General features: G+C 61.4%; 11 protein-coding genes. 7 read left to right on the top strand and 4 right to left on the bottom strand.

The window, feature by feature from the left end; translation table 11 throughout:
* Positions 1–29: 29 nt before the first annotated feature.
* From LN996_RS17530 to LN996_RS17520, 3 genes are all read left to right on the top strand, one after another.
* Entirely contained in the window at positions 30–1,346 is a 1,317-nt protein-coding gene (locus tag LN996_RS17530; protein ID WP_089593958.1) for an ABC transporter substrate-binding protein, read from the top strand.
* A gap of 190 nt (positions 1,347–1,536) precedes the next feature.
* Entirely contained in the window at positions 1,537–2,547 is a 1,011-nt protein-coding gene (locus tag LN996_RS17525) for a carbohydrate ABC transporter permease (RefSeq protein WP_231341685.1), read from the top strand.
* Complete coding sequence (locus LN996_RS17520) at positions 2,544–3,446, top strand: carbohydrate ABC transporter permease (RefSeq protein WP_091465792.1); 903 nt, start codon at positions 2,544–2,546, stop codon at positions 3,444–3,446. The genes LN996_RS17525 and LN996_RS17520 overlap by 4 nt, the downstream gene beginning before the upstream one ends.
* A 31-nt stretch (positions 3,447–3,477) precedes the next feature.
* Here the strand turns inward: LN996_RS17520 and LN996_RS17515 are convergent, their stop codons facing one another.
* Together LN996_RS17515 and LN996_RS17510 are read right to left on the bottom strand one after the other, a co-directional pair.
* The gene (locus LN996_RS17515; RefSeq protein ID WP_231341684.1) at positions 3,478–4,611 is read right to left on the bottom strand and encodes a LacI family DNA-binding transcriptional regulator; all 1,134 of its coding nucleotides are present in this window, start codon (positions 4,609–4,611) and stop codon (positions 3,478–3,480) included.
* A 123-nt stretch (positions 4,612–4,734) separates the two neighbouring features.
* A complete protein-coding gene (locus LN996_RS17510) occupies positions 4,735–5,772 on the bottom strand; it encodes a Gfo/Idh/MocA family protein (RefSeq protein ID WP_231341683.1) in 1,038 nt (345 codons plus the stop codon).
* Positions 5,773–6,184: 412 nt separating this feature from the next.
* On the opposite strand from LN996_RS17510, the gene LN996_RS17505 reads away from it, so the two are divergent.
* Positions 6,185–8,473: an alkaline phosphatase family protein gene (locus LN996_RS17505; RefSeq protein WP_231341682.1), complete on the top strand. Its 2,289-nt coding sequence runs from the start codon at positions 6,185–6,187 to the stop codon at positions 8,471–8,473.
* A 60-nt stretch (positions 8,474–8,533) separates the two neighbouring features.
* Here the strand turns inward: LN996_RS17505 and LN996_RS17500 are convergent, their stop codons facing one another.
* Positions 8,534–9,625, bottom strand: a complete 1,092-nt coding sequence (locus tag LN996_RS17500; RefSeq protein ID WP_231341681.1) for a LacI family DNA-binding transcriptional regulator — start codon at positions 9,623–9,625, stop codon at positions 8,534–8,536.
* Positions 9,626–9,689: 64 nt separating this feature from the next.
* Here LN996_RS17500 and LN996_RS17495 point away from each other — a divergent pair, with 64 nt between their 5' ends.
* Positions 9,690–10,607 (top strand): carbohydrate ABC transporter permease, encoded by a 918-nt coding sequence (locus tag LN996_RS17495; protein ID WP_231341680.1) that lies wholly within the window; start codon positions 9,690–9,692, stop codon positions 10,605–10,607.
* Here LN996_RS17495 and LN996_RS17490 read toward each other — a convergent pair.
* Positions 10,604–10,771 carry a hypothetical protein gene (locus tag LN996_RS17490; RefSeq protein WP_231341679.1) on the bottom strand — a complete coding sequence of 56 codons (168 nt, stop codon included), beginning with the start codon at positions 10,769–10,771 and terminating at the stop codon, positions 10,604–10,606. The two genes, LN996_RS17495 and LN996_RS17490, sit on opposite strands and share 4 nt — an antisense overlap.
* On the opposite strand from LN996_RS17490, the gene LN996_RS17485 reads away from it, so the two are divergent.
* Entirely contained in the window at positions 10,761–11,567 is an 807-nt protein-coding gene (locus LN996_RS17485; protein ID WP_229785142.1) for a carbohydrate ABC transporter permease, read from the top strand. The two genes, LN996_RS17490 and LN996_RS17485, sit on opposite strands and share 11 nt — an antisense overlap.
* A gap of 67 nt (positions 11,568–11,634) precedes the next feature.
* A complete protein-coding gene (locus tag LN996_RS17480) occupies positions 11,635–12,990 on the top strand; it encodes an ABC transporter substrate-binding protein (RefSeq protein WP_231341678.1) in 1,356 nt (451 codons plus the stop codon).
* Positions 12,991–13,117 lie beyond the last annotated feature (127 nt).

Below are 13,117 nucleotides of genomic sequence, written 5' to 3'. Positions count from 1 at the left end.
ACGAAGAACCACGATCCAAAGGAGTAATCATGGCTGTAAATCTTGGCCCGTTCCAGGCGGCGGAAGGCGCCGGTCCAGGACGGCGAACCTTCCTCAAAACACTTGGAATCGGCGCCGTAGCCGCCTCCGGCATCCCGTTGCTGTCTGCATGCACGGGTGGTTCCGGTCCAGCCCCTGGTGCTTCATCAAAAAGCCTCACCTTCGGCTCGGGTTCATCGGACGAAGTTCCCCGTGCTGCCTACAAGGCAGTAACGGACGCCTTCACCAAAAAGTCGGGCTTCGACGTGGTGACCAACGTGGTTCCCCACAACGACTTCCAGAACAAGATCAACTCCTACCTGCAGGGCAGCCCGGATGAGTCCTTCACCTGGTTTGCCGGTTACCGCATGCAGTACTACGCAGAGAAGGGCCTCCTGGCTCCCGTCGACGACGTGTGGGAAAAGATCGGCGGCAACTTCTCCGACGCCATCAAGAAGGCGTCCACCGGCCCCGACGGCAAGATGTACTTGGTCCCCAACTACAACTACCCGTGGGGCTTCTTCTACCGGAAGAGCTTCTGGGCGGAAAAGGGCTACTCAGTTCCCGCTACCTTCGATGAGCTGACCACGCTCGCTGCCAAGATGAAGGCCGATGGCATCATTCCGATCGGCTTTGCCGACAAGGACGGCTGGCCCGCCATGGGCACTTTCGACTACATCAACATGCGCCTCAACGGGTACCAGTTCCACATCGACCTGACCGCGCACAAGGAGAGCTGGGACCAGAAGAAGGTCAGCGACGTCTTCGATACCTGGAAAGCACTCCTGCCGTTCCAGGACCCCGCAGCACTGGGGCAGACCTGGCAGGACGCAGCCAAAGCCCTCGAGGCCAAGAAGACCGGCATGTATCTCCTGGGCTCATTCGTGACACAGCAGTTCACGGATCCCGCAGTACTGGCGGACATCGACTTCTTCCCGTTCCCGGAGATCGCCATGGAGGGAACTGACGCTGTTGAAGCTCCGATCGATGGCCTGCTGCTGTCGAAGAAGGGTGGAGAGAACCAGGCTGCCCGCGACTACCTTGCCTTCATGGGAACCCCGGAAGGCCAGGACGCTTACGCGGCCGTAGATACTTCCAACATCGCGACGGCCAAGGGCGCTGACACGTCCAAGTACTCTGCCCTGAACAAGAAGTGTGCGGACACCATCGCGAACGCGAAGTACATCAGCCAGTTCCTGGACCGCGATGCGTTGCCGGCCATGGCCAACAACGTCATGATTCCGGCTCTTCAGTCCTTCATTAAGGATGGAAGCGTCGACGTGAAGAACCTGGAAGCGCAGGCAAAGTCGCTCTACGCGGCCCAATAGCGCAGGACTGCCCTGGCCATACGGTTGCTGGTCAACCGGCCAGGCTTCCCGAGCAAGGGTCGGGGGCGGGGGGCCCCCCCCCCCGCCCCCCGGGGGGGCGAAACCAAAAGAATTACCAAAGTGGCCCACCCCCCAAAACCCCCCCCCCCCCCCCCCCGGCCCCCGTGCGACGAATACCAAAGGAATTCCCATGAGTACCACAGCCGAAAAACCGGCCTCCCCGAACAGCGGGCCCCCTGCAGGCGGCGCCCAACGCGGGGCAGCACACGCCTCGCCGGCAACAGCCGGAAGAACGCGCAAGAAGTCCAGGAAGGTTCGCCGCCTGAGTCGCAGGGACAAAATCGTCCTTGGCATCATGGTGGGCCTTCCAACGCTCATTCAGCTGCTGTTCGTTTGGTTGCCCACCCTGGCCTCTATTGGTCTGAGCTTCACCCGATGGAACGGGCTGGACTTGGCCGACATCAAGTCTGCCGGGACGGAAAACTATGAGTTCATCAGCCAGAACTACCCACCGTTCTGGCCGGCCATGCAGCACAACGTGCTGTGGCTGGCTTTCCTGGCCCTGATTGCAACGCCGCTGGGCCTTCTGCTCGCTGTGCTCCTGGACCAGAAGATCCGGGGAAGCAAGATCTACCAGAGCATCTTCTTCACGCCCGTCATGCTCTCCCTGGCATTGATCGGTATCATCTGGCAGCTCTTCTACAACCGCGACAGCGGTCTGCTGAACTTCCTGCTCGGTACGGCCGGCACGCCCCAGGCAGTGGACTGGTTCGGCGACTCGAACGTCAACATCTGGGCCGCCATGATCGCAGCTACGTGGCGCCACGCAGGCTACGTCATGATCCTCTACTTGGCTGGCCTGAAGGGTGTGGACCCTGCCCTCAGGGAAGCAGCGTCGATTGACGGCGCCAACGCTGTCCAGACCTTCTTCCGGGTTGTCTTCCCCGCCATGCGCCCGGTCAACATCGTGATCGTGGTCATCACCATCATTGAGTCCCTCCGCGCCTTTGACATTGTCTATGTCATCAACCGCGGCACCAACGGGCTTGAACTGCTCAGCGCCTTGGTGATCCAAAACCTGATCGGTGAAGGACAGGTGATCGGCGTCGGTTCAGCATTGGCCGTGGTACTGCTGGTGATTTCCCTGGTGCCGATTGTCTTCTACCTCATCCGCACCTTCGGCAAGGAGAAAGAGGCATGAGCACCATCGCCCGTACCCTTCCTGTCCAGACCGGCAGGACCGGCAAGACCGGCAAACGCCACTATGGCACTCACATCTTCCTCATCGTCATGGCCGCCATCTGGTTGGTACCGCTGGTCTGGTCCCTCTATACGGCGCTCCGTCCCAAGGAGGACACCGACAAATACGGCTACTTCAGCTTCGGCGGCAGCTTCGGCTTCGAGAACTTCGTCCAGGCCTGGAACCAGGGAGGATTCTCGAAGTACTTCCTGAACTCAGTCCTGATCACGGTTCCCACCGTCCTGCTGACGCTTCTCTTCGCGTCCATGATGGCTTTTGCAGTATCGCGGGTGAGCTGGAAGTTCAACATCACGCTGCTGATCATGTTCACCGCCGGCAACCTCCTGCCACCGCAGGTCCTTGCAGCACCGCTGTTTGAGATGTTCAAGCATGTTTCCCTGCCGTACTCCATCAGCGACTCCGGTAACCTGCTCAATACCTACATAGCCGTCATCATCGTGGACACTGCTTTCCAGATTGGCTTCTGCACCTTTGTGCTCTCCAATTACATGAAAGCCCTGCCGCAAGACCTGACGGAAGCTGCGTTGGTGGATGGCGCTGGAATCTGGCGGCAGTACTGGAACATCATCATGCCACTCTGCCGTCCGGCACTCGCGGCTTTGGGCACGCTGCAAGTCATCTTCATCTACAACGACTTCTTCTGGCCCTTGCTGTTTATCCAGAGCGGTGACAGGCTCCCGATCACCACCGCCATCAACAACCTCCAGGGCCAGTTCCTGAGCAACTACAACCTGATCGCGGCTGGTGCCATGATCACCTTGATTCCCACCATGATCATCTACCTTGTCCTGCAACGACAGTTCGTGGCAGGGCTCACCCTGGGCGCAAGCAAGGGGTAGCAGTCCACAACGGCGTAGCTGCGGAGGAGGGTCAACCCTTGTCCGCAGCTACGCGCTTTTTCCGCGCAGACGGCGGCCGGGCTCCCTGAGGGGGAGCGGCAGTGCTCTTGCGCACCACCATGCTGGTAGGCACGGTGGTGAAATCGTCCACCGAACCGGTGCCGGCAATCTGCTGAAGCAGGTTTTCGATGCTGAGTCGGCCCACGGCGTAGAAATCCTGGTGGATTGTTGTCAGTGGCGGCCAGAAGGACGTGGACTCGTCCAGGTCGTCGAATCCAACAATGCTGACATCTTCGGGAATGCGGCGACCCTGTTCATGCAGGGCACGCATCGCTCCCAAGGCCATTTGGTCGTTGGCGGCAAAAATGGCGGTGACATCCGGGTTGCCCGCAAGGTCCAGACCGATTTGGTAGCCGGATTCGGTGGACCAGTCGCCATGGGGGACCGAAGGGGCCTCAATACCGGCGTCCTTGAGCGTCCGCCTCCATGATTCTTCCCGGTGCGTCGCCGAGAAGGACGTGGTGGGTCCACCGATATGCCACACCTGTTGGTGGCCAAGGTCCAGAAGGTGCTGGGTAGCGAATCGTGCACCCTGTGCCTGGTCAGTATCCACCATGGGGTAGCCAAAACCGGCGTTGGAATCGATGACCACGGCCGGGAGGTCCTCAGGAAGCGTTATGTCAGCGTCATCCAAAAGGTGGGCTTCGAAGATGACAACCACACCGTCGACCTGCTGCTCCCGCAGTCTTTCGTAGGCCCCGGACACGGTTCCGGTGGTGGGGTCCTGCACGGGGATGAGCGTCACTGAATAGCCCGCCTGCGAGGCAGCCGTGGCGATGGCGTCCAAGGTTCGCATGTTGCCGAAGCTGGAGAGGGTGAACATGATGACACCGATGGATTTGAACTGGCCGCTCTTGAGCGCACGTGCGGCCCTGTTGGGCCGGTAGCCAAGTTCCTTCATGGCGTCGAGAACCCTGTTCTTAGTGGATTCTTCGACATTGGTGAGTCCGTTGGAAACCCGGGAAACGGTTTGGGCGGAGACGCCTGCGGCCTTTGCCACGTCCCCGATGGACGGCCCCCTGGTGGCGCGCTTTTTGGCCGCGAGCTTCCGGGACTCCTTGGACGGTCCCGCCGGAGTCCCGATGCTTGTGTTCTCCTGATCCATGTTCACCTAAACAAAGGTACTGTCACTTTCAGTCCCGTTTGCGTAGATATTTCCAAGTGTTGCCAAAAGGCTTCCAGTGCCGGAACGGCCGGGAGGTCGGCGCTGGCGGAAGGAAGGGGTTGTCTAAAGCGATGCGGATACATCGAGCTGACGGCGCGCTTCGTCAAGTGTCTCGAGGATGGAGATGGTCTCGTCCAGAGTATGGATGGGCGATTCTGTACGGCCTTCGCCAACGAATCGTGCCAATGCCGTCGCTTCCCAAGACAGCCCGGCCATGGACGTCACCCCGGTCGTATCGTTCCACACCATTGCGTCACCATCATTGCCCGCGAGGCGGAAAGTGGTCGGCATGTAGAAGGAACCATCCATCTCGATTCTCGCTTGTGTGCCGGAGATGACTGCGGTGGACGGAGTACGGACGGCAAGACTGGTGGTGAGAGTGGATTGGACGTCACGCCCATGGCCAAGCACAAGAGTGGAGAAGGCGTCGACGCCGGTATCGAGTAGACCGCCGATCGCCGTGATCGATTGTGGCGCACCCAGGACCATCGAATCCAGTTGTACGGGGTAGATGCCGAGGTCGAGCAGTGCCCCTCCGCCCAGTTCGCGGCGGTGAAGGCGATGATCCGGGTAGCCAGGAATGGCCTGGCCGTGATCGGCGACCACAGAACGGACGTCCCCGAGGAACCCGTCGTTGACCAGAGTGCGCACCACGGAGGTCTGCGGTAGGTAGCGGCTCCACAGCGCCTCCATCAGCAGCACTCCGGCGTTTCGAGCCGCCGCGGCCAGCGCGCGGGCTTCGTCGGCAGTGGTCGCCATCGGCTTTTCGATCAAAGTGTGCTTTCCGGCAGCGATAGACAGGCGCCCGAGCGTTAAGTGCTCACTTTGCGGCGCCGCTATATAGACCACGTCAACCTCGGGGTCGGCGACGAGCTGCTCGTACGAGTCGTACGCCCTTGCAATGCTGTGCTGCGCTGAGAACGATCGCGCACGGTCAGCAGACCGGGAGCCGACGGCGACGAATCGTTGGTCAGTGTGCTCGTGCATGGCAGACACGAAAAGGTCCGCTATCCATCCAGGCGCCAGCAGCCCCCAACGCAACGCCGGGACGTCTTTGCCCGGGGAGAAGAGTTCAGGCTCGGGAAACGTGGTCGGAAACATTGTGGATTATTCCTTCATTCTGCGCCTTGGTGCGCATCGAAACTCATGGGGGCAGGCAACGGACTTGGGGAAAGCGCAGCGGTGGAGACGGAAGCGGCCGGTGCCACCGGTACAAGAATCTTCGGAACGATCCACCCTAAGGATTGCACCATTATTAAACAATAGCTACCAAAATAGAACATTTTACGCGGGTAGTCCAAGCTCTTCGGCAGGGGTGCTGGCGGGGCGGCCCGCGACTACGGCTGTGCCATGGCGGGATCGCGGTTCCCACACTCTTGACAATGACGCCGGGGCAACACTTCAATGTTTACGTAATCATTCGTCGGTGCAGACGATTTCGGGTGTTGGTGGGGCACTGCCTGGCAGCTGGTCGCTGCACCACGAGCACCCTAGAGATCGTGAGAACCACTCCATGGCACACCATCTACGTCTGTGGGCGGGGGTCGCGGCTACGGCCGTGGCACTGACCGGCACAGTCTTGTCCAGCGCCCCCGTGATGGCCGCCGAGGCGCCCATAGCGAAGACGCTGATTATCGGGGTTGACGGGGCAGCCTTCGATTCCCTGGGCCCGGCAGAGATGCCCCGGTTGGATGCGCTGCGTGCTCAGGGCACAACGTCGGTCAGCAACCTGTATACCCAGCCAATGGCGGAGACGTCCTCCGGGCCGGGATGGGCAACCATCGCCACCGGCGTCTGGCCGGACAAGCACAACGTCCTGGATAACGGGTTTGGCTCTCCACAATTTGGCGCTTACCCGGACTACCTGACACGCATTAACGCGGCATCACCGTCGCGCAAGACCGCGGCAATGGGAACATGGCAGCCCATTACCGCCACCATTTTCGGTCCGGGTGTGGACGTGCGGACCAAGTTCTCCACCGATGCGGACACAACGACGGCCGCAGTGGACGCAATCTCCACTGGCTCAGTGGACGATCTCTTTTTCTACCTGGAGGACGTGGACACGGTGGGGCACCGTGTGGGCACCAGTGGGGCTGACTACGGCGCGGCTCTTGCCAGCGCGGACGCAAGGATTGGCCAAGTCATGGACGCGGTGGCGGCACGCCCAAGCAACGAGGAATGGACGGTTGTTGTCACCACCGACCATGGTCACACCCCAACAGGAGGCCACGGCGGAAGCTCCGCGGGGGAGCGGCGTGTCTTTACCACGATGGTTGGCAAGGGAATCGCCGCAAACGTCACCCGGTACGACGCCAAGCTTGTGGACGTTGCCCCCACCGTCATGGCCGCCGCAGGGGTGCCCGTGAAGTCCGAATGGAATCTCGACGGAAATTCCTTTGGCAGCCTCACCCACGATGACTTCGACTCCCTGCGCCCAGTGCTGCAGCCCGGCGTCGATGAGACCGCGATCCCCGCGGGCACTCTTGGGTGGACCAAGGCGACGCCTGTGGGGTGGTCCATCGACAACTCGGCAATGCCCACCGGTGGGACTGCGGAGTGGCGGGGGTGGACCTTTGCCACGGATGACTTCTGGACAGCAGCCGATCGCGATCAGGGCCGTGAAACCACGGTACGTGGCCGCGACGTGATCGCGGTGGCTGACTCGGACGAATGGGACGACAAGCAGCACGCGTCCGGTCAGTTCGACTCGACGCTGGTCAGTCCCGCTTTTCCCGTTGACGGGCTGCGACGCGCGAGCCTCAGCTACGCAACCAACTACGCCATCGATGGTCCCCAGTCAGCCACGGTCACAGTAACCTTCGATACCGGGGCCACCCAGACGCTGAAGAGTTACTCCACGGCTACGAATACGGTGGAGAAACTGCCCTTCACCGTGCCAACAGGAGCCACGACGGCACAGTTCCGGTTCCGTTACACGGGAGAGAACAGTTCCTTCTGGGCTGTGGACGCGGTGGGTATCCAGGACGCGATCGCGGCGTCCGACATCCGTTACGTGGTCAACGCCGGCGGACAGCAGACATCTGACTGGGTGTCGCTGACCGGTGCGGCCGCCCAGGACGGGGGTCTCCTCAACAGCACGGCCGATCAGCCCTTCGGTGCGGACCCGGCCGGCGGAGCGCCCTGGGGATACGAAAGCTCCGGTAGTGGGAGCAGCGGCGAATCCAGCGGAGATATGTTCTCAACTTTGCGGTACGCCGTGTCCAGCCGGGACCTGACCTACCGGTTCGGCAACCTTCAGCCGGGCATGTACACGGTTCACGCCGGGTATGCCGATCCCTGGTCCTGGGACAACCGCGGTGCCGAGGTGACCATTAACAACGAGGTCCGCGAAGCCGACCATGACTACTCATCGGAGAACCAGGCCGCGGCCTACGGCAACGTCACCGTTGGCGAGAACGGCGAACTCACCTTCACGCTCAGCAAGACGCGCTCCTCTGATGTGCAGTTGAGCTGGCTCATTGTCAGTGCCGTGAACCCTGGGGAAACCGGTAACCCGCCCACGCACTCGGCCACCACCGCCATGCGATGCATCGGAAACAAGGCCTACCTCGCGGTCTCCGTGCAGAACACCACGGCAGAGGCTCTGACCATCGCTGTGGATACTGCCTATGGGTCCAAGTCCTTTGCCGGGGTAGCCCCGGGGAAGGGTGCTTCGATCGCTTTCAACAGCCGTGCTGCGATACTCCCGGCTGGCTCCGTCAGTGTCACCTCGGGTGCAACGGATGAGTCTGCAGGCTTCACCTCGACAGTTCCTTACACCGGCACCAGCTGCCCATAAACAGCCCAGCTGCCCATAAGCAGCCCGGCTGCCTCAGCAGGCCAGCACGGTCGCGTTGCCCTAATGGGCCGGCGCGGCCGTGCTTTTGCGCACCATGAGGCGGGTCGGCACCGTGGTGACGACGCTGGCCGGGGTGTTTCCGGCGATCTGCTGAAGCAGCTTTTCAATGCTCAGCCGGCCAACTGCGAGGAAGTCTTGACGGATGGTGGTCAGCGGAGGCCAGAAGGAAGTGGATTCCTCGAGGTCATCAAATCCCACAACGCTGACATCCTCCGGGATGAGGCGCCCAAGTTCATGAAGGGCCCGCATTGCCCCGAGCGCCATCTGATCGTTCGCGGCGAAGATTGCGGTGACTTCCCGATCGCGGCCGAGCTCCATCCCGACCTGATATCCGGATTCGGTGGACCAATCTCCATGAAGGACAGTGGGTGCTTCGATGCCTGCCTCGTCCAGCGTCCGTCTCCAGGACTCCTCCCGGTGCCTGGCTGAAAAGGAGGACACCGGGCCCCCGATGTGCCAAACCTGCTGGTGGCCTAGATCGAGGAGGTGCTCGGTAGCAAAGCGCGCACCCTCGGCTTGGTCTGTGTCCACCATGGGATAGCCGTAACCGGGGCTTGAGTCGATGACCACAGCGGGGAGGTCCTCGGGCAACGTAATGTCCGCACGATCAAACAGGTGCGCCTCAAAGATGATGACCACCCCGTCCACATCCTGTTCCTTCAGCCGGTTGTAGGCGCCTGTCACGGTACCTGTAGTGGGATCGTGGAGGGGGATGAGGTTCACCGAGTATCCGGCCTGTGAGGCCGCGGTGGCGATGGCATCCAGGGTGCGTCTGTTGCCGTAGGTCGAGAGATTGAACATGATGACGCCAATGGATTTGAACTGACCACTCTTGAGTGCGCGTGCAGCCCTGTTGGGCCGATAGCCCAGTTGTTTCATGGCGTCCAGCACCCGCTGCTTGGTCTTTTCTTCTACATTCGTCAGGCCGTTGGATACGCGGGAGACGGTCTGGGCGGAAACCCCGGCTGCTCGTGCAACATCGCCGATTGAGGGGCCGCGGGCAGCCCGGGCACTCCTGACCGAGGGCGAATCGCTGTTGTGCGACGTGCTGGCCGGGCTAACGCTGTCTGCGGCATCCTCTTGTATGTTCACCTAAACATGCTAATCTTCTTTCAAGAATGTTTGCGTAAACATAGCGAGAAGAGAAGAATTCATCATGACAACGACGTCGCCCGTGGCCGACGCTCCACCCTTGGTCCAATCCCGCAAGCGCGCAGGTCGATGGATGGGGTGGGCATTTGTGGGCCCGTTCATGGCTGTCTTCCTGCTGGTATTCGTGGCTCCAGTCCTCTACGCGTTCTACCTGAGCCTCTTCCAGAACCAGATGGTGGGCGGCGACAAGTTCGTTGGGGGAGCCAACTACCTTCAGGCGCTTGGCGATCCCCAGTTCTGGGACTCCGTGATCAGGGTGGCCGTCTTCCTGGTGGTCCAGGTCCCCATCATGTTGTTCCTCGCCCTTTTCGCGGCCTTGGCACTGGACAGCGGGCGTCTGCGCGCGTCGTCGTTCTTCCGCATTTCGGTGTTCCTCCCGTACGCCGTCCCGGCAGTAGTGGCGACGCTGATGTGGGGATTCATCTACGGCCCCCGTTTTGGCCTGTTCGGCAGCATTAACGACTTCTTCGGGTTGGATCTGGCCGAGCCCCTCTCTTCCAGCTGGATCCTCGCCTCGATCGGGAACATCAACACCTGGGAGTTCACGGGCTACAACATGCTGATCTTCTATTCGGCGCTGAAGGTCATCCCCGCGGAACTGTATGAAGCAGCAAACCTTGACGGAGCAGGCACGTTCCGGGTGATCCGGAGCATCAAGCTTCCCTCCATCCGCGGAGCCATCGGCATTGCGAGCATCTTCTCGGTCATCGGCAGCTTCCAGTTGTTCAACGAGCCGAACATCCTCAAGGCGTTGGCACCAAACTCCATCAGCTCCTACTTCACGCCGAACATGTACGCATACAACCTCTCGTTTGCAGGCCAGCAGTTCAATTACGCCGCGGCTATCTCCATCATCATGGGCGTCCTGACGGTCATTGTTGCCTACGTCGTCCAGCTCTCCGGCTCGCGAAAGGATGCCTAGCCCATGTCCGTACGTTTGAGCCCAGCCCATTCCAGCGATACCGCGCCCACACCGTCACCGGCGGTGAGGCCCCGGCGGTCACCTGCACCCAGGTTGAACGCCCGGCGCCACGGGGTCAGCCGGAAGCGCTCGTCCGTCCTTCTCACCATCCTGATGGGGGTCATGGCAGTGTACGCACTGCTTCCCTTGTTCTGGTTGCTGGTCAACTCCACCAAGACGCAGACCTCCCTTTTCAGCTCCTTCGGCCTGTGGTTCTCCGGGGACTTCGCACTGTGGGACAACATCGTGGGTACCCTGACCTACAACGACGGCGAATTCCTGCGCTGGCTTGCCAACACCGTGCTCTATGTCGTGGTGGGTGCCGGCGGGGCAACATTCCTTGCCACCCTGGCCGGCTATGGCCTGGCCAAGTTCGATTTCCCCGGCAAGCGCGGCGTCTTCGCGGTGGTCCTGGGAGCGGTAGCTATTCCGGGCACTGCCCTTGCCGTTCCGACGTTCCTCATGTTCAGCCAGATGGGGCTCACCAACACCCCGTGGTCGGTCATTATTCCGTCCCTGATCAGCCCGTTCGGGCTCTACCTGGTGTGGATCTATGCCCTCGAGTCCGTCCCCACGGAAGTTCTGGAAGCAGCGCGCATGGACGGTGCAGGGGAGTTCCGCACGTTCTTCACCATCTCCTTGCGAATGCTGGCTCCCGGCTTCATCACGGTCCTGTTGTTCACGGTGGTGGCCACCTGGAACAACTACTTCCTCCCCTTGATCATGTTGAGCCAATCAACCTGGTACCCGCTCACCGTGGGGCTCAACAGCTGGAACGCCCAAGCGACTACGGCCGGAGGCGAGGCCATCTACAACCTCGTCATCACCGGATCATTCCTCACCATCGTGCCCATCGTGGGGGCGTTCCTCTTCCTCCAGCGCTTCTGGCAGTCAGGACTGTCTGCGGGAAGCGTCAAGTAGAAGACCCGACGACGGCGACCTCCCGCCGTCGTAAATCTCCAAACCGCATCTGAAAGGCACTCATTCAATGAAGAACAACCATCGCTTCCGGCGGGTGGCCACTGCCGCCCTGGCGGCCAGCCTCCTGGTAGGCGGACTCGCGGCCTGCAGTGGCTCCGGAACAACCGCAACCGCCGGGGCCGAAGGCGCCAGCGCCGCCGACATCGCCAAGGCGCTGGACACAGAGACCACCCTCACGGTGTGGGGCTGGGCTCCGCAGCTCGAGCCGATCGTGGAGGCCTTCGAGGCCAAGTACCCCAAGGTCCACGTCAACCTGGAAAACGTGGGAACGGGCAACGCCCACTACACCAAGCTTCAGAACGCCGTTAAGGCCGGAAGCGGTGCTCCGGACGTTGCGCAGATCGAATACAACGCCCTGCCGCAGTTCGCCCTGTCCGATTCCCTGGTAAATCTGAAGGACTTCGGTGCCGAGGAGCTCAAGGACAACTACACGGCGTCCACCTGGGGTTCGGTGAACCTCAACGGTGGCGTCTACGCACTCCCGCAGGACTCCGGTCCCATGGCCATGTTCTACCGGGCGGATGTCTTCGAAAAGCACGGCATCAGCATCCCCACCACCTGGGATGAGTACGTTGAAGCCGGCAAGAAGCTCCACGCTGCCGACCCCAAGGCCTACATCACCAGTGACACCGGCGATGCCGGCTTCACCACCAGCATGATCTGGCAGGCCGGCGGCAAGCCCTACACGCTGGACGGAAGCACCAAGGTAGCCGTTGATCTCCAGGATGAGGGCGCCAGGAAGTGGACCGGCACCTGGAACCAGCTGCTCAAGAACGATCTCCTGTCGCCCGTCACCAGCTGGAGCGACGAATGGTACAAGGGCCTCTCGGACGGAAGCATTGCCACGCTGATCATCGGCGCATGGATGCCCGCAAACCTGGAATCGGGTGCGGCAAGTGCCAGCGGACAGTGGCGTGTAGCCCCGATGCCCACCTACGAAAAGGGTGCGGCAGCAACGGCTGAAAACGGCGGCGGCGGTGACGCCGTGATGAAGCAGAGCAAGAACAAGGCGGCCGCCTACGGCTTCCTGCAGTTCGCGAACGGCCCGGAAGGGTCCAAGATCCACGCTGCAAACGGTGGGTTCCCCTCCACGACGGCCGATCTTCAGAGCGAAGCGTTCCTGAACGCCGAAAGCGCCTACTTCGGCGGCCAGAAGATCAACGAGGTCCTGGTCCAGGCTTCCAAGGACGTTGTTCCGGGGTGGAGCTACCTTCCGTTCCAGACCTACGCCAACAGCATCTACAGCGACACCGTTGGTCAGGCCTACGGTTCCAAGGGCGATCTGAATGATGGCCTCAAGGCCTGGCAGGATGCCACGGCAAAGTACGGCCAGCAGCAAGGCTTCACAGTTACCACCAAGTAAGACGTGGCGCGGGGGGGGGGGGGGCCCCCCCCCCCGGCCCCCCCCCCCCCCGATAAAATTGTTTTTGGACGTAGCACACAAACAAAAAACGGGCCCCGCGCTCAAGAAATGAGGGTGGCCCCCCCCC

It is taken from the genome of Arthrobacter sp. AK01 (assembly GCF_021109375.1).
Lineage (GTDB): Bacteria > Actinomycetota > Actinomycetes > Actinomycetales > Micrococcaceae > Arthrobacter.
The sequence above is the reverse complement of the archived record's forward strand: the minus strand, read 5'-3'. Positions and strand labels throughout refer to the sequence as shown.

What these genes read in the sequence shown, in the direction of transcription:
- LN996_RS17530 (WP_089593958.1), top strand. Translation starts at nt 30, where the DNA reads ATGGCTGTAAATCTTGGCCCGTTCCAGGCGGCGGAAGGCGCCGGTCCA.
- LN996_RS17525 (WP_231341685.1), top strand. Translation starts at nt 1,537, where the DNA reads ATGAGTACCACAGCCGAAAAACCGGCCTCCCCGAACAGCGGGCCCCCT.
- LN996_RS17520 (WP_091465792.1), top strand. Translation starts at nt 2,544, where the DNA reads ATGAGCACCATCGCCCGTACCCTTCCTGTCCAGACCGGCAGGACCGGC.
- LN996_RS17515 (WP_231341684.1), bottom strand. Translation starts at nt 4,611, where the DNA reads ATGGATCAGGAGAACACAAGCATCGGGACTCCGGCGGGACCGTCCAAG.
- LN996_RS17510 (WP_231341683.1), bottom strand. Translation starts at nt 5,772, where the DNA reads ATGTTTCCGACCACGTTTCCCGAGCCTGAACTCTTCTCCCCGGGCAAA.
- LN996_RS17505 (WP_231341682.1), top strand. Translation starts at nt 6,185, where the DNA reads ATGGCACACCATCTACGTCTGTGGGCGGGGGTCGCGGCTACGGCCGTG.
- LN996_RS17495 (WP_231341680.1), top strand. Translation starts at nt 9,690, where the DNA reads ATGACAACGACGTCGCCCGTGGCCGACGCTCCACCCTTGGTCCAATCC.
- LN996_RS17485 (WP_229785142.1), top strand. Translation starts at nt 10,761, where the DNA reads ATGGGGGTCATGGCAGTGTACGCACTGCTTCCCTTGTTCTGGTTGCTG.
- LN996_RS17490 (WP_231341679.1), bottom strand. Translation starts at nt 10,771, where the DNA reads ATGACCCCCATCAGGATGGTGAGAAGGACGGACGAGCGCTTCCGGCTG.
- LN996_RS17480 (WP_231341678.1), top strand. Translation starts at nt 11,635, where the DNA reads ATGAAGAACAACCATCGCTTCCGGCGGGTGGCCACTGCCGCCCTGGCG.